The sequence below is a fragment of the Streptomyces sp. NPDC005435 genome (assembly GCF_040703155.1).
Taxonomy (GTDB): domain Bacteria; phylum Actinomycetota; class Actinomycetes; order Streptomycetales; family Streptomycetaceae; genus Streptomyces.
Genome location: NZ_JBEXEQ010000024.1, coordinates 24,666 through 51,375, shown reverse-complemented (window position 1 = coordinate 51,375; position 26,710 = coordinate 24,666). Strand labels below are relative to the sequence as shown.

The window sequence follows — 26,710 nt, the reverse complement described above, 5'->3', positions numbered from 1 at the left end:
TTCACGCACCAGCGTTGTAAGTTCGCGGGCGTGACCGCACCCGCCGCCTCCGTGGACCCCCGTCTGCTCCGCGCCTTCCTCGTCGTCGCCGAGGAACTGCACTTCACCCGCGCCGCCGCCCGGCTCTATGTCGCACAACAGGCGCTCAGCCGTGATGTGCGGCGGCTGGAGCGGGAGTTGGGGGCCGAGCTGTTCGTCAGGACGACACGGCAGGTGGCGCTCACCGCCGACGGCGAACGGCTGCTGCCGCTGGCCCGGCGGGTGCTCGACGCGCAGGAGGAACTGCTCGCCGCGTTCGGGCGGGCCCGGCCGCTGCTGGTCGACCTCAACTCCGAGGGCGTGGGCACCACCCGCCGCGTGCTCCTGCGCGCCCGGGAACTGGTCCCCGACCTGGAGCTGACGGCACGGTACGAGAGCGGGCTCAGCAAGGCGGCGGACGACATCCTCGCCGGACGGCTCGACGCCTCCTTCGGCCGCTTCGCGGGACTGGACCCGGCCGTCCGCGCCCGCCTCGCCCACCAGCCCGTGCGCTACGAGCCCATGGCCGTCTTCCTGCCCGAGGGCCACCCGCTGGCCGCACGGCCCGAGGTGCCGGTGCGCGCGCTGGCGGGTGCGACGGTGTACGCCGGCGCGGGCAACCCCGGCACCCGGGAGTGGACCGCCCTCGCGCGTCAGCTCTTCGAGCGATACGGCATCCTTCCGGCTTCACCCGTTCCGATGGCCGTGGGGCGCGAGGAGTTTGCCCGGGTCATGACCAGAACACGCGTTCCTGTCCTTGCTGTGGTGGATTTTTCGGCCATGCCGGGCGCGGTGCTGCGGCCGCTTGTCGATCCTGTCCCGCTTTCGCCCGTCTCGCTGGTGTGGCGGAAGAGCCTGGTTCATCCGGCGCTGGACGCGCTCCGCAGGGCCGCCGCCGAGATCTCGCGCGCCGAGGGCTGGCTCAAGCGGCCCGCCGATGGATGGATTCCAGCCACTGATGAAGATGTGATGAACGGCCACATCTGACGCTTCATGACCCCGAAACCTTCACATGCGCTACATTCGGGGCCCGAGCACAGTGTGATAAAGGGGGCGCACGGACCTGGTGGGGGCCCGGTTCGCAGGCGTGGTGCTCGGGGTTGTAGCGCCCCCCGAACGGTTCCGTGGGGGATGTGCACGCGTGAAACAGTGGCGAGAAGACGCCCAACCGGAATGGCCCGATGTCGCATCCGCGACCCCGGAGCCGCCGGTGACGGAGGGCGGCAGGACACAGGCGTTCCCGGAGAGCGGAACGGTCACCGAGACCGGCACGCTCCGCCGGGGGAGCGCGGGGACCGGCCGCGGCGGCTGGCCCGTCGTACGAGAGAGCGCGCTCACCCGGAGCGGCACCGGCTCCGTGATACCCCGGGGCGGACCGGCCGCCCCGACCGGCGCCGAGGAGACGGCCGTCGTCCCGCGTCCGCGCAACGCGCGCGCCGCCTCCGACTTCCGGCGCACGCCGGCCCCCGACGCCGAGCGGACGGCCGTCCTGCCGACGCCGGTGCCGGACGCGGACCGCACCGCCGTCCTGCCGAAGGCCCCGGGCGCCGAGGACCGCACCACGGTCCTGCCCACCACCTCGGCCTCCGCCTCCGCCGCCGAGCGCACCACCGTGCTGCCCACCGCCTCCGCCACCGAGCGGACCGGTGTCCTGCCCCAGCCGACCGGCTCGTCCCGGCCCGCCGCCCGTACCGCCCGTACCGGCGCGGCGGCCCCCGGCTGGCCCGTCGTACGGGACACCGCCCCGCCCACCGCGCCCCGCGACCCCTGGGACGCCCTCGCCGCCGCCCGGCCCACCGCCCCCGAGGCGGCCGGGACCGGCAAGGCGGCCAGGACCGGCAGCGCGGCCGACCCCGCGCACGACCCGCACGAGGTCACCGTCCAGCTCGACTCCGTCAACGCCGAGGAGGCGCAGGCCCGTCCGGACGGCCCGGTCTTCGTGGACGAGTCCGGCCGGCGCGGGCGTACCGTCCGGCGGATCGGCCTCGCGGTCGCCGTCGCCTGCGCGGGGTACGCCGTCGTCATCGTCGCCACCCTGCTGTCCGGCAGCTCGGACGCGCCCTGGCTGCCGGTGCCGGACAAGGAGGACAAGCCGGCCGGGCGGGTGCACACCTCGCCCGTGCCCACCGTCTCCACCGCGCCGACGGCGGCGGACGCGGGCGGCGCGACCGGCCCCGCCGAGCCGCTGCCCACCGCCGCCTCCGCCGTACCCGGCGCCCCGGACACGCCGACCGCCGCGCCCGCCGGGACCGGCGGACCGTCCGCGCCGCCGAGTACGAGCCCGACCGCGCGCACGTCCACCACGCCCCGCGTCTCCACGTCGCCCGGGCAGCCCACGGCCACCGGCTCGCCCACGACCGGGCCTTCCCCGACCACCTCCGCCCCGGCCGACACCCCGACCCCGACGCCCACCGGTTCCCCGGCGGGCAACGGCGGCCCCGAGCCGCACGGTCCGGCCGCCCCGGCCGCCGCCCTCGACCCCCACCGCGCGGGAACCGCCCTCTGATGCCCTCGCGAACCCGCCGCCGCACCGACCACAAAGCCCGCACCGACCGCAAGGCCCGCCCCGACCACGCGGCCCGTCCCGACCGCCCGTCCCGCAAGGCCCGCACCGACCGCCGCCGCTTCCCGCTGCGCTACGCGCTCTCGTTCCTGCTCCTGCTCGCGACCCTGGCGATGCTCATCCTGCACGGCTATGTGCACAACGAGATCCTCGCCGACTTCCGCGTACGCCCCGAGGCCGCGACCGACCAGGTGCCCCGCAAGATCCTCGACGGCGGTCCGGTCATCGACACCAGGGGCGGCCGTACCGACAGCCTGCGCGTGCCGAAGCACCGGCTCGTGCTCACCTTCGACGACGGCCCCGACCCGACATGGACGCCGAAGGTCCTCGACATCCTCGCGAAGCACCACGCCCACGCGACCTTCTTCGTCACCGGCACGATGACCTCGCGCTACCCGGAGCTGGTCAAACGCATGGTGGACGAGGGCCACGAGGTCGGGCTGCACACCTTCAACCACCCCGACCTCTCCTACCACTCCAGGAGCCGCGCCGACTGGGAGCTGTCCCAGGGGCAGCTGGCCCTCGCCGGGGCCGCCGGCATCCGCAGCTCGCTGTTCCGGCCGCCGTACTCCTCCTTCGCCTCCGCCATGGACGACCGGTCCTGGCCGGTGACGAAGTACATCGGCAGCCGGGGCTATCTCACCGTCCTCAACGACCGCGACAGCGAGGACTGGCGCAAGCCCGGCGTGGACGCGATCGTGCGCGGGGCCACCCCTGCGGGCGGCAAGGGCGCGGTCGTCCTGATGCACGACTCCGGCGGCGACCGCGGCGAGACCGTCGCGGCCCTGGACCGCTATCTGCCCGAACTCCAGGGGAAGGGATACCGGTTCCAGACCCTCACCGAGGCCCTGGACGCGCCGAGCGCCGACACCCCGGTCACCGGGGCCGCCCTGTGGAAGGGCCGGGCCTGGATCGCGCTCATCAAGGCGGCCGACGGCGCGACCGACGTGCTGGTGGCGGGCCTCGCGGTCGTCGGCGTGCTGGTCATCGGGCGGTTCGGGCTGATGCTGCTGCTCTCCGCCACGCACGCCCGCCGCACCCGCCGCCGGGGCTTCCGCTGGGGCCCCGAGCCCGTGACACGGCCCGTCTCGGTGCTGGTCCCGGCCTACAACGAGGCCAAGTGCATCGAGAGCACGGTCCGTTCGCTGACCGAGAGCGACCACCCGGTGGAGATCATCGTCATCGACGACGGCTCCACCGACGGCACCGCCCGCATCGTCGAGGGGCTCGGGCTGCCCGGCGTACGCGTCGTGCGGCAGCTCAACGCGGGCAAGCCCGCCGCCCTCAACCGGGGCCTGGCGAACGCCAGTCACGATCTGATCGTGATGATGGACGGCGACACCGTCTTCGAGCCCTCCACCGTCCGCGAACTCGTGCAGCCCTTCGCCGACCACCGTGTCGGCGCCGTCGCGGGCAACGCCAAGGTCGGCAACAAGGACACGCTCATCGGCGCCTGGCAGCACATCGAGTACGTGATGGGCTTCAACCTCGACCGCCGGATGTACGACGTGCTGCGCTGCATGCCGACCATCCCCGGCGCGGTCGGCGCCTTCCGCCGCTCCGCGCTGGAACGGGTCGGCGGCATGAGCGACGACACCCTCGCCGAGGACACCGACGTCACCATGGCGCTGCACCGCGACGGCTGGCGGGTGGTCTACGCCGAGAAGGCGCGCGCCTGGACCGAGGCGCCCGAATCCGTCCAGCAGCTGTGGTCCCAGCGCTACCGCTGGTCCTACGGCACCATGCAGGCCATCTGGAAACACCGCCGCGCCGTCGTGGAGCGCGGCCCCTCCGGCCGGTTCGGCCGTATCGGCCTGCCGCTGGTGTCCCTGTTCATGGTGCTCGCCCCGCTCCTGGCCCCGCTGATCGACATCTTCCTCGTCTACGGCCTGGTCTTCGGCCCCACGGGCAGGACGATCGGCTCCTGGTTCGCGATCCTCGCCATCCAGGCGGTCTGCGCGGCGTACGCCTTCTTCCTCGACCGGGAACGGCTCACTCCGTTGATCTCACTTCCGCTCCAGCAGATCCTCTACCGCCAGCTCATGTACGTCGTCCTGCTCCAGTCCTGGATCACCGCCCTGACCGGCGGCCGGCTGCGCTGGCAGAAGCTGCGCCGCAAGGGCGGGGTGGGCGTCCCGCAGCCGGACGCCGTCGCCCCGGCGGGCGGGAGGGCGGCCCGGTGACGACCAGTTCGCAGGGACCGGCCCGGCACGCCCGCCGCGTGGAGCCGGTGGCGCCGATCGCGGAGACCGCCCCGGCAGCCACGGCGGCACCGGCCACGACGGCCGTCGCCGGACCCCCCGCCTCCTTACCCGACGCGGCCGGGCCCCGAAAACCCGCCCGCGACCGCTACTTCGACCTGCTGCGGGCCGTCGCCCTGTTCCGGGTCGTCTTCTACCACCTGATGGGCTGGTCCTGGCTGCCCGTCGTCTTCCCCTCCATGGGCGTGATGTTCGCCCTCGCCGGCACCCTCATGGCCCGCTCGCTGAAACGGCCCCCGCTCGACGTCGTCCGCGGCAGGCTCCGCCGGCTGCTGCCACCCCTGTGGCTGCTCGGCGCGATCGGGGTGAGCGGCATGGTGCTCCAGGGCTGGCGCCCGGACGCCGACGGCCACCCCGGCTGGTGGTGGCTGCACCTCGGGTACTGGATCCTGCCGCTGAGCGACCCGCCGTACGCCGACGGGCTGCGCGGGGTGCACGGTGTGCTCGGCCCCGACTGGGGCGGTGAACTGGCCGGGCCCCTCTGGTACCTGCGCGCCTACCTCTGGTTCGTCCTGCTCTCGCCCCTGCTGCTGCGCGCGCTGCGCAGGCTGCCCTGGGCGACGATCCTGATGCCCCTCGCGCTCGCCGCCGTCCTGGAGTTCGCCCACCCCGCCCTCCCCGGCGACCGCTTCCCCTCCGCCCTCACCGACTTCAGCACCTTCGGCGCCTGCTGGATCCTCGGCATGGCCCATCAACAGGGCGTGCTGCGCCGCATCCCGCGCTATGCCGTCCCCTCGGTCGCCCCGGCCATCGCCGCCGTCGGCCTCTGGTACGCGCTCACACACGGCTTCCGGCAGGGCCACGACCTCGACGACATCCCCTTCGCCCAGTCCCTGTGGTCCTTCGCCACCGTGCTGCTCCTGCTGCACTTCAGCCCGTCCTGGCCGTCCTGGCCGCGCCTGCTGCGCCCCTTCGACCGGCTCATCACCCTGCTCAACTCCCGCGCGGTGACGATCTATCTGTGGCACAACATCTGCATCCTGATCGCCGCCACCCTGTGGGACCAGCTGTGGCGCTTCGAGACGCTGGAACTGCACTTCACCTGGCTCCTGGAGAGCTCCTGGCCGGAACTGCCGGTCACCTGGGCCCTCGTCGCCCTGTGCGTGATGGCCTTCGGCTGGGTGGAGGACCTGGCGGCCAGGCGGCGGCCCCGGCTGTGGCCCGACGGGCGGGTCCGGCACGGGGGCGGAGCACACGGGCGCCCCGCGAAGAGCGGTACGAGGGGTTCCGGCCGGGCGCCCGGACAGGCACTGTGAGAGGCAGCGACGCAACGGTTCCTGCCCAGGCGGTGACGGTCACATGGCACGGGATACGGCCACGGCCCCGTACGAACTGCGCTTCGGCGCCGGGCGATGCTGCCTGGACCTCCTGGCGACCGCGCATCCCCGTGAACACCTCGACGCCGTGGCCCCGTTGTGCGCCTGGATCACGGGTGCCGGGCTCGTCCCGCCCGGCACCCCGCTCGGCCACGCCGACGCCGGCTGGCCGCCCCGCTTCCGCGAACTGCGCGCACATATAGGGACGTTGGTGCGCGAAGGCGGAGGTTCCGACCCCCGCGCGCACGCCCACGCCCTCGCCCGCCTCAACGAACTGGCCGCCGCCGCGCCCCCGGCGCCCCGCGCGGTACGCGCGGAGGACGGCGCCCTCGCACGGGAGTTGGCCGGGGTGCCCGGGTGCGCCGCGCTGCTGGCCGTCGTCGCGCGGGACGCGGTGGAGCTGCTCACCGACCCGGTGGCCCGCGCGGAGTTGCGCGAATGCGCGGGCGAGGACTGCCCGATCGTCTACCTGGACACCTCGCGCGGCCGGCGCCGCCGCTGGTGCTCCAGCGAGACCTGCGGCAACCGCGAACGCGTCGCCCGGCACCGCAGACGCGCCGCGCTCGCCCGATCCTGAGTGTCCGGTAAGGGAGTTGTGCCGCGACCCTCCCGAACTCGCCCTCCTGTGAGATCCGTTACACCGCGTTTGCCTCTGGCCAAGCACGGGCAGCCCGAGTGATCTTGACGGCGTGTCGGAAATGTAAAGAACGAGCGGGGGGAATGTGCGCGCATGTCCCGCTCGTCACGTCACCCACGGGAAAACCGCCAACTCCCCTTGAACATTCCCGTCCTGTGCCGCGTACGTGTGGACGAGCGACCGACGGGGAGAAGCCCCGGACACCGGAGGTGGGCGTGCGCAAGGATGCGGCCGTGGCCAATGAAAGTGGATCGAGGGCCCGACATCGCATGTCCTCGCAGCCCTCGGAACCCGATGAGGAGCTGATGCGTGCTCTGTACCGCGAGCACGCCGGACCCCTCCTTGCGTATGTCCTCAGACTGGTCGCCGGTGACCGGCAGCGAGCCGAGGACGTGGTGCAGGAAACACTCATCCGTGCCTGGAAGAACGCCGGTCAGCTCAATCGGGCGACCGGTTCGGTACGCCCCTGGCTGGTGACGGTCGCCCGGCGCATCGTCATCGACGGCCACCGCAGCCGGCAGGCCCGGCCGCAGGAGGTCGATCCGTCGCCGCTGGAGGTCATCCCCGCGGAGGACGAGATCGACAAGGCGCTGTGGCTGATGACGCTGACGGACGCGCTCGACGACCTGACCCCGGCCCACCGGGAGGTCCTCGTCGAGACCTACTTCAAGGGGCGTACCGTCAACGAGGCGGCCCAGACCCTGGGGATACCCAGCGGTACGGTCCGCTCCCGGGTCTTCTACGCCCTGCGGTCGATGAAGCTGGCGCTGGAGGAGCGGGGGGTGACGGCGTGATGAGTGTGTACGGGGGATTCGGAGCGAGCGGTACGGGTATGTCTGGCCCCATGCAGGGATCTCCGGTGCCGAACGAGCACGAGACCGTCGGCGCCTACGCCCTCGGCATTCTCGACGACACCGAGGCGACGGCTTTCGAGACCCATCTGGCGGGCTGCGAGTGGTGCGCCCAGCAGCTGGACGAACTCGCCGGGATGGAGCCGATGCTGGCCGCGCTCGCGGACCTGCCCGGCACCGGCAGCACCCCCGCCATCGGGGAGTCGCTGTCCGCCCGGCCGAGCCCGCGCATCGTCGAGCGCATGGTCGACGAGGTCGCCGAGCGCCGCGCGCGCAAGCGGCGCAAGAGCTTCTACATGATCGCGGCCGCGGCGGCGCTCATCGTGGCGGCCCCCGTCGGCGTCATGGCCGTGTCCAACTCGGGCACCACCCAGACCGCGACCCCGCTCGCGGCGACCGCCAAGGACCACTTCGCCCAGCTGTCCCAGAAGGTCTCCGGCACCAACTCCGCCACCGGCGCCTCCGCCACCATCGCGATGGCGGGCAAGGACTGGGGCACGGACACGGTCATGGAGCTCAAGGGCGTCAAGGGTCCGCTCACCTGCTCCCTGATCGCCGTCGGCACCAACGGCGAGCGCCAGACGCTCGGCACCTGGACCGTCGGCAAATGGGGGTACGGCAACCCGGACGCCAAGACCGAGCAGGCCCGCAACCCGCTGTACATCGGCGGCGGCACCGCGCTCAAGCCCGGCGACATCGACCACTTCGTGGTCTCCACCCTGGACGGCAAGGAACTGGTCCAGGTGAAGGCGTAGGGGATGCCTCCCCGCGCCGCCACGTAGCCCTGACGGGCCCTCTTCGCGTACGGTTGACGGCTGCCCAGCACGTCAGAAGGGGGCCCGGTGGCCGCTCAGGTTCAGCAGTCCGCGGTCGGCTCGGTACGCGACGCACACGATTCCGCGCGTGACCGCGAGATCGGCGTCGAACAGGAACACCTGGACCGGGTGTACCGGCGGCTCGAAGAGAAGATCCACGAGGCCGAGTTCCTCATGCACGACGCGGCCCAGCGCGGCCAGGTGGGCACACCCGGCGCGCTGGCCGAGCGCGACGCGCAGGTCTTCCGCGCGGGCATCCATCTCAACCGGCTGAACAACGAGTACGAGGACTTCCTCTTCGGCCGGATCGACCTGCTCCAGGGCAAGGACGGCAAGAAGGGCCCCGACGGCGCCTACACCGCCGTCGAGCCCGCCGAGGGCGCCGTACGCCCCGACAACACCGCCGACATCGCCGAGACCCTGCACATCGGGCGCATCGGCGTGCTCGACGAGGACTACTCCCCGCTCGTCATCGACTGGCGGGCGCCGGCTGCCGCGCCCTTCTACCGCTCCACCCCGGTCGAACCCGGCCGTGTGGTGCGCCGCCGGGTCATCCGCTCCCGGCAGCGCCGCGTCCTCGGTGTCGAGGACGACCTCATGCGCCCCGAGCTGAAGGCGAGCCTGGACGGCCAGGAGCTGGCGGTCATCGGCGACGGCGCCCTGATGGCCGCCCTCGGCCAGGCGCGCGGGCACACCATGCGGGACATCGTCTCCTCCATCCAGGCCGAACAGGACCTGGTCATCCGCGCGCCCGCCAACTCCGTCACGTACGTCGAGGGCGGCCCTGGCACCGGCAAGACCGCCGTCGCCCTGCACCGCGCGGCCTATCTGCTCTACCAGGACCGCAGACGCTACGCGGGCGGCATCCTGATCGTCTCGCCCACGCCGCTGCTCGTGGCCTACACCGAGGGCGTCCTGCCCTCGCTCGGCGAGGAGGGCCAGGTCGCCATCCGCGCGCTCGGCTCCCTGGTCGACGGCGTCGAGGCCACGCTCCACGACACCCCGGCCGTGGCCCGCGCCAAGGGCTCGTACCGGATGCTCAAGGTGCTGCGGAAGGCCGCGCGCGGCGCCCTCGAACTCGGCGCCCCGGGCAGCGCCCCGCCCGACCGGCTCCGCGTGGTCGCCTTCGGCCGCCGCCTCGAACTGGAGGCCGGGGAACTGGAGCACGTCCGCCGCACCGCCCTCAGCGGCACCGCACCCGTCAACCTGCTCCGCCCGCGCGCCCGCAAACTCCTCCTGGACGCCCTGTGGGCCAAGTCCGGCGCGGCGGGCCGGCACACCGACCCCGAGCTGGCCGCCGAACTGCGCGCCTCCTTCGACGACGACGTGACCACCGAGGACTCCTTCCTCGCCTTCCTGGACGCCTGGTGGCCCGAGCTGACCCCCAAGGGCGTCCTCACCGCCATGGCCGACGAGCGGCGCCTCGGCCGCTGGTCGCGCCGCGTGTTCAACCCCGGCGAGGTCCGCAAGGTCGCCCGCTCGCTCAAGCGCGACGGCCACTCCGTGCACGACATCGCCCTCCTGGACGAACTCCAGGCGATCCTCGGTGTCCCCGCCCGCCCCCGCAAGAAGCGCGAACTGGACCCCCTGGCGCACCTCACCGGCCTGGAGGAGCTGATGCCGACGCGCGAGGAGACCCAGCGCGAGCGCGCCGAACGGCTCGCCCAGGAGCGCACCGAGTACGCCCACGTCATCGTGGACGAGGCACAGGACCTCACCCCCATGCAGTGGCGCATGGTCGGCCGCCGGGGCCGGCACGCCACCTGGACGGTCGTCGGCGACCCCGCCCAGTCCTCCTGGTCCGACCCGGACGAGGCGGCCGAGGCCCGCGACGAGGCGCTCGGCACCCGCCCCCGCCGCCGCTTCGAGCTGACCGTCAACTACCGCAACCCCTCCGAGATCGCCGAACTGGCCTCCAAGGTCCTCGCCCTCGCCATGCCCGGCGCCGAACCCCCCTCCGCCGTACGCTCCACCGGCGTCCAGCCCCGCTTCCGCGTCGTGGACGACACGCTCGGCGCCACCGTCCGCGAGGAGGCGACACGGCTTCTCGGTCTCGTCGACGGCACGGTCGGCGTCGTCGTCGCCATGAACCGCCGCGAGGAGGCCCGCCGCTGGCTGGCCGGGCTCGGCGACCGCGTGGTGGCCCTCGGCAGCCTGGAGGCCAAGGGCCTGGAGTACGACGCGACGGTCGTCGTCTCCCCGGCCGAGATCGCCGACGAGTCCCCGGCGGGCCTGCGGGTGCTCTACGTCGCCCTCACCCGCGCCACCCAGCAGCTCACCGTGGTCTCCGGCGAGCGGGACGCACCGGACGCGGCCGGGGTGCCGGATCTGCTGCGGGACTGATCGTGGCGGGCCGCGCGGCTGATCCCCGTGCGCCGCGCGGCTGATTCCGGCGAGCCGTGTGGACACGGGAATGCCCCCCGGCACCTGTTTGTTAGCCTTGTCGTGACACCGGCTCGATCCAAGCCCCCGGGCCCAACCTTCGTCGCTACGAGCGACCACTTGCCGCGAGGCGAGCATGGCGGGTCGGTGTCATGAAAGTGAGCGAGAGGCCCACGTCCCTGTGACGTGGGCCTCTTGTCTTGGAGAACACAATGTCCGCAATCGGGGGCGACTACCACGTACTCGGCGGTAGGTGCGACGATCGGACGGCACAACACGCGACACGGTGAAAGCAGAGGAAGTCGGCCATGGCAACGGCGCCCAGCGTCTCCTACTCGATGACCATCCGGCTGGAGGTGCCCGCGAGCGGAACGGCCGTATCGCAGCTCACCACCGCCGTGGAGTCCTCCGGAGGCTCGGTCACCGGCCTCGACGTCACCGCCTCGGGGCACGAGAAGCTCCGGATCGACGTCACCATCGCCGCCACCTCGACCGCGCACGCCGAGCAGATCGTCGAGCAGTTGCGCACCATCGAGGGCGTCACGCTCGGCAAGGTCTCGGACCGTACGTTCCTGATGCACCTCGGCGGCAAGATCGAGATGCAGTCCAAGCACCCCATCCGCAACCGTGACGACCTCTCCATGGTCTACACGCCCGGTGTGGCCCGCGTCTGCATGGCCATCGCGGCGAACCCCGAGGACGCCCGCCGCCTCACCATCAAGCGCAACTCGGTTGCGGTCGTGACGGACGGCTCCGCCGTGCTGGGCCTCGGCAACATCGGCCCCAAGGCCGCGCTGCCCGTCATGGAGGGCAAGGCCGCGCTGTTCAAGCGCTTCGCGGGCATCGACGCCTGGCCGATCTGCCTGGACACCCAGGACACCGACGCCATCGTGGAGATCGTCAAGGCCATCGCCCCCGGCTTCGCGGGCATCAACCTGGAGGACATCTCCGCGCCCCGCTGCTTCGAGATCGAGGCCCGGCTGCGCGAGGCGCTGGACATCCCCGTCTTCCACGACGACCAGCACGGCACCGCCATCGTCGTCCTCGCCGCGCTCACCAACGCGCTGCGCGTCACCGGCCGCTCCATGGAGAGCATCCGGGTCGTCATGTCCGGCGCGGGCGCGGCCGGTACGGCCATCCTCAAGCTGCTGCTCGCCGCCGGCGTGAAGAACGCCGTCGTCGCCGACATCAACGGTGTCGTGCACGCGGGCCGCGAGGACCTGGTGGACGCCCCGGCCGGCTCCGCGCTGCGCTGGATCGCGGACAACACCAACCCCGAGGGCCTGACCGGCACCCTGAAGGAGGCCGTGCGCGGCGCGGACGTCTTCATCGGCGTCTCCGCCCCGAACGTCCTGGACGGCGACGACGTGGCCGCCATGGCGGACGGCGCGATCGTGTTCGCGCTCGCGAACCCCGACCCCGAGGTGGACCCGGCCGTCGCCCGCCAGACGGCGGCCGTCGTGGCCACCGGCCGCTCGGACTTCCCCAACCAGATCAACAACGTGCTGGTCTTCCCGGGTGTCTTCCGCGGTCTGCTCGACGCGCAGTCCCGCACCGTCAACACGGAGATGATGCTCGCCGCCGCGCACGCGCTGGCGAACGTCGTCACCGAGGACGAGCTGAACCCGAACTACATCGTGCCCAGCGTCTTCAACGACAAGGTCGCGGGCGCGGTCGCCGGAGCGGTGCGCGAGGCGGCCAAGGCGGCCGGGGCGGCGTCGTAGCCGCAGGTACCGTAGGGTGCGGGGGCTGTGATGATCGACACGGCCCTCGCACGGCGAGTCGTGAGAAGTCCTTTACCCGGCGCCCTCTAGGGTGACGGCCGGGCAGGCGTGTCCGCGTGACTCCCCAGGGTGCTCTCATGACTCCTGCGGGTGCCGGATTGGCTTTCCCGCCGCAGGTAGGGGCAGGATGCGTCCCTGGGCGCGAGCGCATCGGCATCGATCTCACCTCACGCCTCAATGGCAAGAAGAACACGGGAGTAACAACATGAACCGCAGTGAGCTGGTGGCCGCGCTGGCCGACCGCGCCGAGGTGACCCGCAAGGACGCCGACGCCGTGCTGGCCGCGTTCGCCGAGGTCGTCGGCGACATCGTCTCCAAGGGCGACGAGAAGGTCACCATCCCCGGCTTCCTGACCTTCGAGCGCACCCACCGTGCCGCTCGTACCGCGCGCAACCCGCAGACCGGTGAGCCCATCAACATCCCGGCCGGCTTCAGCGTGAAGGTCTCGGCGGGCTCGAAGCTCAAGGAAGCCGCCAAGGGCAAGTGACCTTGCCATCTGTCTTTGCGTCCCGTGGATGACGGGGCGTGGAGACGGGTGTCTTGGCTGTAGAGCCGTAAAAGCGCCGATGGGGCGGTACCCGGAGTGATTCGGGTGCCGCCCCATCGTGGTTGCGCTGACCAATGGCCTCAAACGCCGGCCGGGCTGAAAGATGCCGGCCGGCGTTTGAGGCCATGGGCCTGGGATCAGCTGAGGGCCTTGCCGGGGAGTTCGACCTTCGCGCCGAGTTCCACGAGCTTGTCCATGAAGTTCTCGTAGCCCCGGTTGATGAGGTCGATGCCGTGGACGCGGGACGTGCCCTCGGCGGCCAGGGCCGCGATGAGGTACGAGAAGCCGCCGCGGAGGTCGGGGATGACCAGGTCGGCGCCCTGGAGCTTGGTGGGGCCGGAGACGACCGCCGAGTGGAGGAAGTTGCGCGCGCCGAAGCGGCAGTTCGAGCCGCCCAGGCACTCGCGGTAGAGCTGGATGTGCGCGCCCATCTGGTTGAGCGCGGAGGTGAAGCCGAGGCGGGACTCGTAGACCGTCTCGTGGATGATCGACAGGCCCGTGGCCTGGGTCAGCGCCACCACCAGCGGCTGCTGCCAGTCGGTCTGGAAACCGGGGTGCACGTCCGTCTCCAGCGCGATGGACTTCAGCTGGCCGCCCGGGTGCCAGAAGCGGATGCCCTCGTCGTCGATCTCGAACGCGCCGCCGACCTTGCGGTAGGTGTTCAGGAACGTCATCATCGAGCGCTGCTGGGCGCCGCGCACGTAGATGTTGCCGCGCGTCGCGAGGGCCGCCGAGGCCCAGGACGCGGCCTCCAGGCGGTCCGGCAGGGCGCGGTGGGTGTAGCCGCCGAGCTTGTCCACACCGGTGATGCGGATGGTGCGGTCGGTGTCCATGGCGATGATCGCGCCCATCTTCTGCAGTACGCAGATGAGGTCCTCGATCTCGGGCTCGACGGCCGCGTTGGACAGCTCGGTGACGCCCTCGGCCAGCACGGCCGTCAGCAGGACCTGCTCGGTGGCGCCCACGGAGGGGTACGGCAGGTCGATCTTCGTACCGCGCAGGCGCTGCGGGGCCTCCAGGTACTGGCCGTCCGCGCGCTTCTCGATGGTCGCGCCGAACTGGCGGAGCACGTCGAAGTGGAAGTCGATCGGCCGGCCGCCGATGTCGCAGCCGCCCAGGCCCGGGATGAAGGCGTGGCCCAGACGGTGCAGCAGGGGGCCGCAGAAGAGGATCGGGATGCGGCTGGAGCCGGCGTGGGCGTCGATGTCGGCGACGTTCGCGCTCTCGACGTAGGTCGGGTCGAGCACCAGTTCGCCGGGCTCGTCGCCCGGACGGACCGTCACGCCGTGCAGCTGGAGCAGGCCGCGGACGACCCGTACGTCACGGATGTCCGGGACGTTGCGCAGGCGGCTCGGCTCGCTGCCCAGCAGGGCGGCGACCATGGCCTTCGGCACGAGGTTCTTCGCGCCGCGGACACGGATCTCGCCCTCCAGCGGGGTTCCGCCGTGGACAAGCAGGACATCGTCGTTGACGGTCATGTATCTCGCGTTCCGATGAGTGTCGGGCAGGGGTCGGCCGATCACTTTGCGCAGGGGCCGGAGAGACAGGGTAAACGCCGATCACCCCCCACCCGTAAGCCCGAGGCCGCTACCGCCGTGTCACAACACGAACGGTTTCGCGTCGGGTACGGGGGGTTACCGGCGGAGTGGGTGAGGCGGAGGGCGGCCGGTGCGGGGCGGCCGGGCCCGGTCCGCCACCCGCCCGCACCGGATTCACCCCGCCCGTCTCCCCACAGCGGGTCGAGATGCGGGATCATGTCTGGCATGACCGAGGTGTCCTCGCTCACGGGGCGGCTGCTCGTGGCCACGCCCGCCCTGGCGGATCCGAATTTCGACCGTGCGGTGGTGCTGCTCCTCGACCACGACGAGGAGGGCTCGCTCGGCGTCGTGCTGAACCGGCCCACGCCCGTCGGGGTGGGGGACATCCTGGAGGGCTGGGAGACGCTCGCGGGGGAGCCCGGGGTGGTCTTCCAGGGCGGGCCCGTCTCGCTGGACTCCGCGCTCGGGGTCGCGGTGATCCCGGGCGGCGACGGCGGCGACACCGCCCCGCTCGGGTGGCGGCGGGTGCACGGCGCGATCGGGCTGGTGGACCTGGAGACCCCGCCCGAGCTGCTCGCGTCCGCCCTCGGCTCGCTGCGGATCTTCGCCGGGTACGCCGGCTGGGGCCCGGGCCAGCTGGAGGACGAAGTGGCCCAGGGCGCCTGGTACGTGGTGGAGTCCGAGCCGGGCGACATCTCCTCCCCGGCGCCCGAGAAGCTGTGGCGGGAGGTGCTCCGCCGGCAGCGCAACGAGCTGGCGATGGTGGCCACCTATCCGGACGACCCGTCGCTCAACTGAAGCGGTCCGGAGTCAGTACCCTTGGCGGTATGAGCACTCTTGAGCCCGAGCGCGGGACTGGTACGGGAACCCTCGTCGAGCCGACGCCGCAGGTCTCCCACGGCGACGGTGACCATGAGCGCTTCGCCCACTACGTCCAGAAGGACAAGATCATGGCGAGCGCCCTCGACGGCACCCCCGTCGTGGCGCTGTGCGGCAAGGTGTGGGTGCCCGGCCGCGACCCGAAGAAGTACCCCGTCTGCCCCATGTGCAAGGAGATCTACGAATCCATGAGCAGCGGCGGCGACGACAAGGGCGGCGACAAGAAGTAAAGAAGCAACGCCCCCTTCGGTCCTGACCTCACGAGGCCCCCGGCACGCGCGTGGACGCGTTTCCCCGGGGGCCTTCGTGTTTCCCCGGAACGCGCGCGTACCGCCGTCTCCACGTGTTTCACGCGTATTACGTGTGGACCCGGATCACCCCCGCCCCACCGGTTTCGCGCACACGTTCGCAAGATCGTCGGACCGCGTGTTTCCGTGATTTCCCGCCGGGGCGTTCCGCCGCTCCCCGAGTTTTTCGCCCCGCCCCTGGGCACGGTCCTCCGTGTGACGAGAGACAAGGGACGGATGGAAGTGGCGGATGTGATTCCCGCGCCCGTCGCCACGGCGGAGAACGGCCCCCGGGGATTCACCCTCGGAGAAGGCACCGGTATCGCGGCCGGAAACGGCGCGAGCGGCACCGAACGCTCGCTCAGGGCCACCCTCGGCGCCGCCACCGGCCTCCCGCTGCCCCCGGCGGACCCGGACCGGCCCGACACCGTACGGCTCACCGTCGACCCCGCCGTCACCGCCCGCCTCGGTCCCGAGGGCTACCGGCTCACCGTCACCCCCACCCACGCCGACCTGCGCGGCGGCGGCCCCGCCGGGCTGTTCTGGGGCGCCCAGACGCTACGGCAGCTGCTCGGCCCGGACGCCTTCCGCCGCGCCCCGCTCCCCGGCCGCACCTGGCACCTCCCGCCGGTGCGGATCGAGGACACCCCGCGCTTCGCCTGGCGCGGACTGCTGCTCGACGTGGCCCGGCACTTCACGCCCAAGGAAGGCGTACTGCGGCTGCTCGATCTGCTCGCCGCGCACAAACTCAACGTGCTGCACCTGCATCTGACGGATGATCAGGGCTGGCGTATCGAGATCCGCCGTCATCCGCAGCTCACCGCGACCGGCTCCTGGCGTGCCCGGACCAAATTCGGCCACCGCGCCTCACCCCTGTGGGAACACAAACCGCACGGCGGCCACTACACCCGGGACGACATCCGGGAGATCGTCTCCTACGCCGCCGAGCGGCATATCACCGTCGTCCCCGAAATCGATCTTCCCGGCCACTCCCAGGCCGCGATCGCCGCGTATCCGGAACTCGGCAACCGCGACGCCGTCGACACCGCCGCGCTCACCGTCCGGGACGACTGGGGGATCTCACCGCACGTCCTCGCGCCCACCGAAGCCGTACTGCGTTTCTACGAGGGCGTGCTCGAAGAGGTGCTGGAACTGTTCCCCTCGCCGGTCGTGCACCTCGGCGGCGACGAGTGCCCGGCGGACGAGTGGCGGGCCTCGGCCCTCGCGCGGGCCCGGGCCCGGGAACTCGGGCTCGCGGACGTGGACGCGCTGCGGTCGTGGTTCACCGGCCACTTCGGGGCATGGCTCGCCGCACGGGGGCGGGTGCTCGCCGGGTGGGACGAGATCCTGGACGGGCCCGTGCCGGACGGCGCGGTCGTCTCCTGCTGGCGCGGCCACGCGGCCGGAGCCGCCGCCGTACGGGCCGGACACGACGTGGTGATGTGCCCCGAGCAGCACGTCTACCTGGACCACCGGCAGGCGCCCGGCGCCGACGAGCCGGTGCCGGTCGGCTATGTGCGCACGCTGGAGGACGTCTACCGCTTCGACCCCGTGCCGCCCGGCCTCACCCCGGCCGAGACCCGCCGCGTCCTCGGCACCCAGGCCAACGTGTGGACCGAGACCATGGAGGACGCCGGGCGCGTGGACTACCAGGTCTTCCCCCGCCTCGCCGCGTTCGCGGAGGCCGCCTGGAGCCCGCTGCCCCCGCCCGCCGAGCGGGACTTCGCGGACTTCGAGCGCCGGATGGCCACGCACTACCGCCGCCTGGACGCCCTCGGCGTCGCCTACCGCCCGCCCGCCGGCCCCCGCCCCTGGCAGCGCCGCCCGGGCGTCCCGGGCAAGCCGTTCCCGGGGCCGGTCCCGGTGTCTCCGGCCCCGCCGCACCCGGTCCCGGCGGCCAGACCGCCCGCGCCCGCCACCCCGGCCGGCTCGAACGACCTGCCGACGAACACGTAAGGGAAAAAGCCCCCGGGACTCGCCGAAGCGGGTCAATCGGACCAGCCGTCCGATGCCGGTGGAAACCGGGACGGGTGGCCGGGGGCGGGGCTCAACACCCCTGGCGGACCCCGGCGTCCGGGGCTTGCGAAGATGTGCCAGAGTTGCCACGTCCGCCCTGTCAGGCCGTACCGTACGGCAGCACAGGCGGGGACCAGGTGGGGCAGCGGGAAGGGGCAGCCGGTTTGACCACGCACGCACCGCAGGCGGCGCAGACCGTCACGCTGCCCACGACACTGGACGAGGCGGTGGCGGCCCTGACCGCCATGCCGACCGCCGTCCCCGTCGCGGGCGGCACCGATCTGATGCACGCGGTCAACTCCGGCAGGCTCAGGCCCGCCGCGCTCGTCGGCCTCGGCCGCATCAGCGAGATCCGCGGCTGGCAGTACCAGGACGGCCACGCCCTGCTCGGCGCCGGACTCACCCACGCCCGCATGGGCCGCCCCGACTTCGCCGCCCTCATCCCGGCGCTGGCCGCCGCCGCGCGCGCCTCGGGCCCGCCGCACATCCGCAACGCCGGCACCCTCGGCGGCAACATCGCGACCGCCGCCCCGACCGGCGACGCGCTCCCGGTGCTCGCCGCGCTGGAGGCCACGCTGATCATCGCGGGCCTGAACGGCGCCCGCCGCGAGATCCCGGTCTCGCACCTGCTCGCCGGCGTCGAGATGCTCAACGGCGGCGAACTCATCGGCTACGTCCGCGTACCGCTGCTGCACGCCCCCCAGGTCTTCCTCAAGGCCACGGGCCGTACCGGACCCGGCCGCGCCGTCGCCTCCGTGGCGCTCGTGCTCGACCCCGCCCGGCGCGGGGTGCGGTGCGCCGTCGGCGCCATCGCTCCGATGCCGCTGCGCCCGCTGGAGGCCGAGCAGTGGGTCGCGCAGCTCATCGACTGGGACAACGACCGCGCGCTGGTCCCCGAGGCGCTTCAGGCCTTCGGGGAGTACGTCGCCGCGGCCTGCATCCCCGACCCGGCCCCCGGGCCGGACGGCACGGTGGCAGCGCTGCCGCCCGCCGTACTGCACCTGCGGCGCACCGTCGCCGCGCTGGCCCGACGAGCACTGGGGAGGGCGCTGTCGTGACCGACGACCAGCACGGAGAGGGCACGCCCCAGGGCGGCGGCCGGTGGAACCCGCTGCCCCAGGGCGAGTACGACGACGGCGCCACCGCCTTCGTCCAGCTCCCCGAGGGCGGCATCGACGCCCTGCTGTCCGGTGACAGCCCGCTGGCCGCGCCGGGCCACGGCTATGTGCCGCCCCGGATCGAGACCGCCCCGCCCGGCGAGGGCCAGGCACCGCCCGCCGCGCCGGGCGGCTGGGGCGCGCCCTCCGACGCCCACCAGTGGCCCGTACCGGACGGGCAGGGCGGCGGCGACCGCTTCACGTACGACCCGCGGCCGGCGCCGTATCCGCAGGACGGCCCCCCGGGGCACCCCGGTGCCGACTACGCCGGTCCGGAGCAGCATGCGGGCACCGGCCAGTACCCCGCCGCCGACCAGCACTGGGCCGTCGAGGAGGCCGCCGCGCCCGGGCACGATGTCACCGGGCACTGGTCCGTACCTGTCGCGGGCGGTGAGCTGCCGGACGAGTCGGGCGAGTTCACCACCTCCGCGCTGGCGGAGCAGTGGGGCACCGGTGCGCCCGCGACCCTGCCCGGCGGCGCGTCGGCGCCCTGGGCCACCGAGCCCGCGGGCGACCCCTGGGGCCGGCCGCAGGAGCCCGGGCCGCACACCCCGGCGGCCGGTACGCCGCTGCCGGAGGAGACGTACCCGGGCGGCCCGCACGAGGACCTCCACGGCGCCGAGCCCGACGCCCCCGAGCAGGCCCCTGAAAGCCCCGCTGACGGTCCGGCGGCACCGGGCGCGGCCACGGAGACCGGCACCGCCCCCGAGGCTGCGGAGAACGCCGCCGACGCAGGGCCGGAAGTAAAATTTGTACCCGAGGCCGACGGCCCGGAAGCACACTTTGAACCCGAGTCCGACGGGCCGGACGGCGACCAGGCCGGGGCCGACGACCTCGCGGCGGGCGACGAGCCCGGCGCCGAGCCCCACGACGACCACCCCCTCGCCTCCTACGTCCTGCGGGTCAACGGCACCGACCGCCCCGTCACCGACGCCTGGATCGGCGAGTCCCTGCTGTACGTGCTGCGCGAGCGGCTCGGCCTCGCGGGCGCCAAGGACGGCTGCTCGCAGGGCGAGTGCGGGGCCTGCAACGTCCAGGTGGACGGCCGCCTCGTCGCCTCCTGCCTGGTCCCGGCGGTCACCACGGCCGGCAGCGAGGTCCGTACCGTCGAGGGCCTGGCCGCCGACGGACACCCCTCCGACGTACAGCGGGCGCTCGCCCGGTGCGGCGCCGTCCAGTGCGGGTTCTGCGTGCCCGGCATCGCGATGACCCTGCACGACCTGCTTGAGGGCAACCCCGCCCCCTCCGAGCTGGAGACCCGGCAGGCCCTGTGCGGCAACCTGTGCCGCTGCTCGGGCTACCGGGGCGTGCTCGACGCCGTGCAGGAGGTCGTCGCGGAGCGCGAGGCGCACGCGGCCGCCGAGGCCGAGGCCGGCGCGGACGGCGACACCGCCCGCATCCCGCACCAGGCGCCCCCCGGCGCCGGCGGCGTCAACCCCTCGGCCTTCGAGGCGCCCGGCGCCTTCGACACCCCCGGCGACCGGCACCAGCAGGAGCCGTACCCGCAGCAGGGCGCCTACGCCCCGCACGAGCAGGACCCGTACGCCCAGCAGGACCCGTACTACGGCCAGGACGGAGGCCAGGCGTGAGCAACGAAGCCGCCACCGCGACCCCGGCGGCGGAAGCGGTCCCCGCTCCCGAGCCGCTGCCGCACGGCCTGGGCGCCTCCCTGCCGCACGCCGACGCCCGCGCCAAGACCGAGGGCACCTTCCCCTACGCCGCCGACCTGTGGGCCGAGGGCCTGCTGTGGGCCGCCGTGCTGCGCTCACCGCACGCGCACGCGCGGATCGTGTCCATCGACACCACCCACGCGCGCGAGATGCCCGGCGTCCGCGCCGTCATCACCCACGAGGACGTGCCCGGCACCTCCCGGCACGGCCGGGGCACCCCGGACCGGCCGGTGTTCGCCTCCGAGGTCGTGCGCCACCACGGCGAGCCCATCGCCGCCGTCGCCGCCGACCACCCCGACACCGCGCGCATGGCGGCCGCCGCCGTCATCGTCGAGTACGAACTCCTCGACCCGGTCACCGACCCCGAGCAGGCCTTCGAGGCCGAACCCCTGCACCCCGACGGCAACTTGATCCGCCACATCCCGCTGCGCCACGGCGACCCGGAGGCGGCCGGCGAGATCGTGGTCGAGGGGCTGTACCGGATCGGCCGCCAGGACCCCGCGCCCATCGGCGCCGAGGCCGGGCTCGCCGTACCGCGCCCGGACGGCGGGGTGGAGCTGTATCTGGCCTCCACCGACCCGCACACCGACCGCAACACCGCCGCCGCCTGCTACGGACTTCCCGCGGACCGGGTGAAGATCGTCGTCACCGGTGTGCCGGGGGCGACCGCCGACCGCGAGGACCAGGGCTTCCAACTCCCGCTCGGACTGCTGGCGTTGAAGACCGGCTGCCCGGTGAAGCTCGCGGCGACCCGCGAGGAGTCCTTCCTCGGTCACGCCCACCGCCACCCCACCCTGCTGCGCTACCGCCACCACGCGGACGCCGAGGGCAAGCTGGTGAAGGTCGAGGCGCAGATCCTGCTCGACGCGGGTCCGTACGCGGACACCTCGGCCGAAGCGCTCGCCGCCGCCGTCTCCTTCGCCTGCGGTCCGTACGTCGTCCCGAACGCCTTCATCGAGGGCTGGGCCGTACGTACCAACAACCCGCCCTCCGGCCATGTGCGCGGCGAGGGCGCGATGCAGGTGTGCGCCGCCTACGAGGCGCAGATGGACAAGCTGGCCAGGAAACTCGACCTGGACCCGGCCGAGTTGAGGCTGCGCAACGTCCTCGCGACCGGTGACGTGCTGCCCATCGGGCAGACCGTGACCTGCCCGGCGCCGGTGGCCGAACTCCTCCAGGCGGTACAGGAGTTCCCGCTGCCGCCGCTGCCCAAGGACACCCCGGAGGAGGACTGGCTGCTGCCCGGCGGCCCCGAGGGCGCGGGCGAGCCGGGCGCGGTCCGCCGGGGCGTCGGCTACGGCCTCGGCATGGTCCACATGCTCGGCGCCGAGGGCGCGGACGAGGTCTCCACGGCCACCGTGAAGGTCCACGACGGCGTCGCGACCGTGCTGTGCGCGGCCGTCGAGTCAGGCCAGGGCTTCACCACGCTGGCCCGGCAGATCGTCCAGGACACCCTGGGCGTGGACGAGGTGCACGTGGCGCCCGTCGACACCGACCAGCCCGAGGCGGGCCCCGGCTGCCGGGGACGGCACACCTGGGTCTCCGGCGGCGCGGTGGAGCGCGCGGCCAAGATGGTCCGCACCCAGCTGCTCCAGCCGCTGGCGCACAAGTTCGGCATGTCCACCGAGCTGCTCCAGATCACCGACGGCAAGATCACCTCGTACGACGGGGTGCTCTCGACCACCGTCGCGGAGGCGCTGGAGGGCAAGGAGCTGTGGGCGACGGCCCAGTGCCGCCCGCATCCCACCGAGCCGCTGGACGGTGCCGGTCAGGGTGACGCCTTCGTCGGGCTCGCCTTCTGCGCGATCCGCGCGGTGGTGGACGTGGACGTGGAGCTGGGCGCGGTCCGGGTGGTCGAGCTGGCGGTCGCCCAGGACGTGGGCCGGGTGCTCAACCCGGCGCAGCTGCGGGCCCGCATCGAGGGCGGGGTCACGCAGGGCGTGGGCATCGCGCTCACCGAGAACCTGCGCACCCCGCGCGGTCTGGTCCGGCACCCCGATCTGACCGGGTACGCCCTCCCGACGTCACTGGACGCGCCGGACATCCGTATCGTGAAGCTGGTCGAGGAGCGGGACGTGGTCGCGCCCTTCGGCGCCAAGTCGGTCTCGGCGGTGCCGGTGGTCACGGCCCCGGCCGCCGTCGCCTCCGCCGTCCGCGCGGCCACCGGCCGCCCGGTCAACCGCCTTCCGATCCGGCCTCAAGCAGCAGTGGTGACCTCCCAGTGACAGACCGACCGACAGACGCGGCGACAGACGAACCTCGTTACGAACCCGCCCCGAGCGTGGGCAAGTTGTTCCTGTGGGTGCTGCTCTTCATCGTGGCGGCGGTCGTCGTCGTGCTCGGCGGGATCTACTTCACCTGAGCCTTCACCTGAGCCGGGGGCCGGTGCCCCGGATGTCGTGCGCGTCACGTCCTTTTCTCACGCCGTGACGCAACGTGCGGCGGGGGAGGCGCGTCTTCTCGTACGGGGCCGTCGTCGCACGAGCCCCGTTGTCAGTGGTGCGGCGTAATGTTCCGGGCGGTGGATGTCCCGGCCGCGCGCTGCGGGTGAGCCCGGCCGCGTCCCGTCTCCAGGGAAGCCGTACGACGACGTACCGACGTACCTATGAAGATCGCGGGGGAGCGATGAGCACGACCGACACCGAGGTCTCGGCGATCACACTGACCGAGGCCGAGCTCGACCGCTACGTCACCCACGCGCCCACGCGCGGCCTGCTCACCGGCCCCGGACTGCCCCAGGACACCGGCCTGCTGACCTTCGCCCCCCTCCGCACGCACGGGCTGCGCCGGCTGGCCGACGCCGCCGACGTCATCGACACCGCCGAGGGCCCGTTCCGGCTCGCGGAGGAGCTGCGGGACCGGCTGGTGATAGGCGAACTGCTCGGCCCGGCCGGTCTTGAGCAGCAGTCCATCCTGCTCGACGGGGTGACGGGCGAGCTGACGACGGCGTACCTGTACGACCCCGCCGACGCGCACCCCTTCGCCCCCTGTCTCGCCACCCTGCTGCGCTTCGCCGCCGTCACCGAGGAACTGGCGGGCCTGCGCGGCCGGTTCGCGGGCCTGCGCGGGCGGTACGGCACGGAGACGGCGGCCGAGGCGTCCCGCCGGCTCCTCGCGCTCTTCGAGGAGGGCACGGACGGCGCGGTCCCGGCCTACTGGAAGGTGGCGGCCCTGATCCGCCCGCTGTCCCTGGTGGCCGCGCCGGGCCGCTCCGGCGGTCTCACCCTCGACCTTCCCGGACGGCTCCTGGAGGAGGAGTTCGGCTCGGGCCGGGTGGTCCGCTTCGAGGAGGTGGACTTCCCGCGCACGCTCACCCACGAGCCGACGCGCCGCTTCCTGCGGGAGACGGGGCTGCCGGAGGAGGCGGTGCTGTTCCACGCGGACGCGGACGGCCCGCTGCGCACGCTCACGGAGTACTTCTCGGAGGAAGCCGCGGAGGACTACCCCCTCGACCTTCTCCCCGCCCACGCCGACCACTTGATCCGCCTCGGCCATCTGGTGGAGGACACCAGCCTGGTGGTCGACGGCCGCACCGGCGCCGTCCTCAGCTACTCCGAGCCGGACGGCACCCTCCACCCCCTCAACACCGACACCTCCACCCTCGCCTACACCCTCTGGCTCCTCCACCACGAGCGCACGATCGACGACCACCTCTCCCACGAGCTGACGACCTCCGCCTACGACCAGCTGGCGGCCACCCTGCTCGACACGCTGGCGTCCCTCGACCCGACGGGCACCGACCCGTCGACGGACTGGCACTACTGGACGGAACTGTTCCAGGACGAGGCGGGCGGCGCGCTCTGACGCCTCCGGCCGACCGGCGGGGCACTCTGACGCCTCCGGCGCCCGGCGCGGGAGGACTTGGTGGAGGCCGTGGCGGGAATCGAACCCGCGTAACTCGCTTTGCAGGCGAGTCCCTGAGCCACTCGGGCACACGGCCGTGTGTCGTGGAACGAACGTAGGCGGGGGTGAGGGGCGGGGCAAGGGAAGGGGGCGGGGTGCAATGCGACTGCCATGGTGCGTTCACATGGCAGGGAGTCTGGCGGCGACGGCGTCGAGGACCCAGTCCAGGCCGGTCGTGAAGGAGGTCTCGGCGTCGATGTCGGTGGCGTCGTGGACGACCTTGGCGAGCGCCGGGAAGCGGCCGGTGGACAGCATGTTCGTGACGTGCGGGCCGGAGGCGCGCTGCCAGTCGCGCTCGGACAGGCCCGTGGCGCGTTCGGCGCGCAGGGTGGCGACTTCGCGTCTGATCGCGCCGATGACGTAGGAACTGACGGTCTCCACGGCGCGCAGGACGGTGTCGATGTCCGCGAGGCCGTCGAGGGCGGAGAGCTTGGCCTCGGTCACGGCGAGGCCGTTCGGGCCCAGGGAGGGGCGGCCGCCGAGCAGGTCGGCCAGCCACGGGTGGCGGAGCGCGGCCCGCCTGGTGCGGTGGGAGAGGACGCTCAGCGCCTCCCGCCAGTCACCGGGCCGCTCCTCGGGGAGGATCTCGGCCTGGACCTCGTCCACCATGAGGTCGAACAGCTCCTGCTTGGTGGCGATGAATCCGTACAGCCGCATCGGGCCGGCGTTCAGCCGGGCGGCGACCTTGCGCAGCGACACCGCCTTGAGCCCGCCCTCGTCGGCCAGCGCGACGGCGGCGGCGACGATCCGCTCCCGGTCGAGCGGCACGGGGCGAGTCGGCGGCTCCGGCCGGTCCCACACAGTCATGGCCACATCGTACTGTTGCGATGCGCTGTAGCGAATCAATACAGTGTATCGACATGAGACATCGCATCGCAGTGGTCGGCGGTGGCCCCGGCGGCCTCACCCTCGCCCGCGTCCTGCACCGCCACGGCCACCCCGTCACCGTCCTCGAACGCGACCCCGCCCCCGACGCCCGCCCGCCGGGCGGCACGCTGGACCTGCACGAGGGGATGGGCCGGCTCGCGCTGGAGAAGGCCGGGCTGCCGGCGGAGTTCGAGGCGCTGTCCCGTCCCGAGGGGCAGGCCATGCGCATCCTGGACCCGGACGGGACCGTCCTGCGCGACTGGCGGCCCCGCCCGGACGAGCGGGCCAACCCCGAGATCGACCGAGGGCACCTCCGTGACCTGCTGCTCGGCCCGCTCGACGTCCAGTGGGGCCGGGGCGTGGCGCGGGTGGTGCCGGGGGAGGGGGACGGTGTACGGGTGCACTTCGAGGACGGGCGGCAGGAGACGTTCGACCTCGTGGTCGGCGCGGACGGCGCCTGGTCCCGCACCCGCCCGGCGGTCTCTCCGGTGACACCGCACTACACCGGCGTCACCGCGGTCGAGACCTCCCTCGACGACGTCGACACCCGCCACCCCGCCCTCGCCCGGCTGGTCGGCGACGGCTCCCTGGCCGTGTACGGCGTGAACCGCGGCCTCGTCGCCCAGCGCAACAGCGGCGGCCGCGTCACGGTGTACGCCCAGTTCCGCGCGCCGCTGGAGCGGCACACCGGACCGGACCCGGCCGGCACCGAGGCCGTGCGGTCGAGCCTGCTGGACCTGTTCGACGGCTGGGCCGACCCCGTCCTCGACCTCCTCCGCCAGGGCACCGCGTTCGTCCGCCGCCCCCTGTACGTCCTGCCCGTGGACCACACCTGGACCCACGTCCCCGGCGTGACGCTGCTCGGCGACGCCGCCCACCTGATGCCTCCCCTGGGGGCGGGCGCGAACCTCGCGATGCTGGAGGGCGCCGAACTCGCCGAGGCCCTCGCCGCCGGCCCCGCGGACCTGGACGACACCGTCCGCGCCTTCGAGGAACGCATGTGGGAGCGGGCCGGCAGATGGGCGAAGATCACGGCCGCCGGCCTGGACCGCCTCGTCAGCGCGGACCCCGCCCAGGCCGTCGCGCTGTTCGACGAGGTCCAGCCGTCCTGACCCAGGAGAGGCCCGGCGGGGCGGAGATCGCGGAGGGGCCGGAGCGCCTCGCGGGGTGACTGTGACGTCGGTCCCAACCGGACCGGCGTCCGCCTCGTCCGCCCTCG

The 26,710-nt window shown here is 73.2% G+C and carries 21 protein-coding genes and 1 tRNA gene; 19 read left to right on the top strand and 3 right to left on the bottom strand.

Translation table 11 applies throughout. The features are described from left to right. Positions 1 to 30: 30 nt before the first annotated feature. The 10 genes from AB0898_RS26780 to AB0898_RS26735 all read left to right on the top strand — a co-directional run bounded on the left by AB0898_RS26780 (position 31) and on the right by AB0898_RS26735 (position 13,114). Positions 31 to 1,005, top strand: a complete 975-nt coding sequence (locus AB0898_RS26780; protein WP_366805548.1) for a LysR family transcriptional regulator — start codon at positions 31 to 33, stop codon at positions 1,003 to 1,005. A gap of 223 nt (positions 1,006 to 1,228) precedes the next feature. Further along, a complete protein-coding gene (locus AB0898_RS26775) occupies positions 1,229 to 2,524 on the top strand; it encodes a hypothetical protein (RefSeq protein WP_366805547.1) in 1,296 nt (431 codons plus the stop codon). Then, positions 2,524 to 4,764, top strand: coding sequence for a bifunctional polysaccharide deacetylase/glycosyltransferase family 2 protein (locus tag AB0898_RS26770; RefSeq protein ID WP_407078412.1), 2,241 nt, complete (start codon positions 2,524 to 2,526; stop codon positions 4,762 to 4,764). The genes AB0898_RS26775 and AB0898_RS26770 overlap by 1 nt, the downstream gene beginning before the upstream one ends. Continuing rightward, a complete protein-coding gene (locus tag AB0898_RS26765; RefSeq protein WP_366805546.1) occupies positions 4,761 to 6,098 on the top strand; it encodes an acyltransferase family protein in 1,338 nt (445 codons plus the stop codon). The genes AB0898_RS26770 and AB0898_RS26765 overlap by 4 nt, the downstream gene beginning before the upstream one ends. Before the next feature lie 43 nt (positions 6,099 to 6,141). Next, entirely contained in the window at positions 6,142 to 6,735 is a 594-nt protein-coding gene (locus AB0898_RS26760; RefSeq protein WP_366805545.1) for a CGNR zinc finger domain-containing protein, read from the top strand. A 269-nt stretch (positions 6,736 to 7,004) separates the two neighbouring features. After that, positions 7,005 to 7,589 (top strand): sigma-70 family RNA polymerase sigma factor, encoded by a 585-nt coding sequence (locus tag AB0898_RS26755; protein WP_026249241.1) that lies wholly within the window; start codon positions 7,005 to 7,007, stop codon positions 7,587 to 7,589. Between the two features lie 38 nt (positions 7,590 to 7,627). Further along, positions 7,628 to 8,401 carry a zf-HC2 domain-containing protein gene (locus AB0898_RS26750; protein WP_366805544.1) on the top strand — a complete coding sequence of 258 codons (774 nt, stop codon included), beginning with the start codon at positions 7,628 to 7,630 and terminating at the stop codon, positions 8,399 to 8,401. A gap of 87 nt (positions 8,402 to 8,488) precedes the next feature. Next, on the top strand, positions 8,489 to 10,804 hold the full coding sequence (locus AB0898_RS26745) for a UvrD-helicase domain-containing protein (protein WP_366805543.1): 2,316 nt from the start codon (positions 8,489 to 8,491) through the stop codon (positions 10,802 to 10,804). Between the two features lie 347 nt (positions 10,805 to 11,151). Next, positions 11,152 to 12,567, top strand: coding sequence for an NAD-dependent malic enzyme (locus AB0898_RS26740; protein ID WP_366805542.1), 1,416 nt, complete (start codon positions 11,152 to 11,154; stop codon positions 12,565 to 12,567). A 265-nt stretch (positions 12,568 to 12,832) separates the two neighbouring features. Beyond that, positions 12,833 to 13,114 carry an HU family DNA-binding protein gene (locus AB0898_RS26735; protein WP_018549700.1) on the top strand — a complete coding sequence of 94 codons (282 nt, stop codon included), beginning with the start codon at positions 12,833 to 12,835 and terminating at the stop codon, positions 13,112 to 13,114. A 197-nt stretch (positions 13,115 to 13,311) separates the two neighbouring features. Here AB0898_RS26735 and murA read toward each other — a convergent pair whose 3' ends face one another. Further along, a complete protein-coding gene (gene murA, locus AB0898_RS26730; RefSeq protein WP_199588359.1) occupies positions 13,312 to 14,652 on the bottom strand; it encodes a UDP-N-acetylglucosamine 1-carboxyvinyltransferase in 1,341 nt (446 codons plus the stop codon). A gap of 285 nt (positions 14,653 to 14,937) precedes the next feature. Between murA and AB0898_RS26725 the strand changes: the two genes are divergently transcribed. The 8 genes from AB0898_RS26725 to AB0898_RS26690 all read left to right on the top strand — a co-directional run bounded on the left by AB0898_RS26725 (position 14,938) and on the right by AB0898_RS26690 (position 24,525). Beyond that, on the top strand, positions 14,938 to 15,510 hold the full coding sequence (locus AB0898_RS26725; RefSeq protein ID WP_366805541.1) for a YqgE/AlgH family protein: 573 nt from the start codon (positions 14,938 to 14,940) through the stop codon (positions 15,508 to 15,510). A gap of 29 nt (positions 15,511 to 15,539) precedes the next feature. Next, entirely contained in the window at positions 15,540 to 15,821 is a 282-nt protein-coding gene (locus tag AB0898_RS26720) for a DUF3039 domain-containing protein (RefSeq protein ID WP_018549697.1), read from the top strand. Between the two features lie 294 nt (positions 15,822 to 16,115). Further along, the gene (locus AB0898_RS26715) at positions 16,116 to 17,834 is read left to right on the top strand and encodes a beta-N-acetylhexosaminidase (RefSeq protein WP_366805599.1); all 1,719 of its coding nucleotides are present in this window, start codon (positions 16,116 to 16,118) and stop codon (positions 17,832 to 17,834) included. A 224-nt stretch (positions 17,835 to 18,058) separates the two neighbouring features. Then, a complete protein-coding gene (locus AB0898_RS26710) occupies positions 18,059 to 18,952 on the top strand; it encodes an FAD binding domain-containing protein (protein ID WP_366805540.1) in 894 nt (297 codons plus the stop codon). Beyond that, complete coding sequence (locus AB0898_RS26705) at positions 18,949 to 20,640, top strand: 2Fe-2S iron-sulfur cluster-binding protein (protein ID WP_366805539.1); 1,692 nt, start codon at positions 18,949 to 18,951, stop codon at positions 20,638 to 20,640. The genes AB0898_RS26710 and AB0898_RS26705 overlap by 4 nt, the downstream gene beginning before the upstream one ends. Continuing rightward, positions 20,637 to 22,946: a molybdopterin cofactor-binding domain-containing protein gene (locus tag AB0898_RS26700; RefSeq protein ID WP_366805538.1), complete on the top strand. Its 2,310-nt coding sequence runs from the start codon at positions 20,637 to 20,639 to the stop codon at positions 22,944 to 22,946. Before AB0898_RS26705 ends, AB0898_RS26700 begins: the two co-directional genes overlap by 4 nt. Continuing rightward, positions 22,943 to 23,083, top strand: a complete 141-nt coding sequence (locus tag AB0898_RS26695) for a hypothetical protein (protein ID WP_366805537.1) — start codon at positions 22,943 to 22,945, stop codon at positions 23,081 to 23,083. Before AB0898_RS26700 ends, AB0898_RS26695 begins: the two co-directional genes overlap by 4 nt. Positions 23,084 to 23,346: 263 nt before the next feature. After that, complete coding sequence (locus AB0898_RS26690) at positions 23,347 to 24,525, top strand: SUKH-4 family immunity protein (protein WP_366805536.1); 1,179 nt, start codon at positions 23,347 to 23,349, stop codon at positions 24,523 to 24,525. Between the two features lie 61 nt (positions 24,526 to 24,586). Here AB0898_RS26690 and AB0898_RS26685 read toward each other — a convergent pair. Together AB0898_RS26685 and AB0898_RS26680 are read right to left on the bottom strand one after the other, a co-directional pair. Next, positions 24,587 to 24,661: transfer RNA gene (locus tag AB0898_RS26685), tRNA-Cys, on the bottom strand. 83 nt (positions 24,662 to 24,744) lie between these two features. Further along, positions 24,745 to 25,431, bottom strand: coding sequence for a TetR/AcrR family transcriptional regulator C-terminal domain-containing protein (locus AB0898_RS26680; RefSeq protein WP_366805535.1), 687 nt, complete (start codon positions 25,429 to 25,431; stop codon positions 24,745 to 24,747). 53 nt (positions 25,432 to 25,484) lie between these two features. Here AB0898_RS26680 and AB0898_RS26675 point away from each other — a divergent pair, with 53 nt between their 5' ends. Next, positions 25,485 to 26,603: an NAD(P)/FAD-dependent oxidoreductase gene (locus AB0898_RS26675; RefSeq protein WP_366805534.1), complete on the top strand. Its 1,119-nt coding sequence runs from the start codon at positions 25,485 to 25,487 to the stop codon at positions 26,601 to 26,603. Positions 26,604 to 26,710 lie beyond the last annotated feature (107 nt).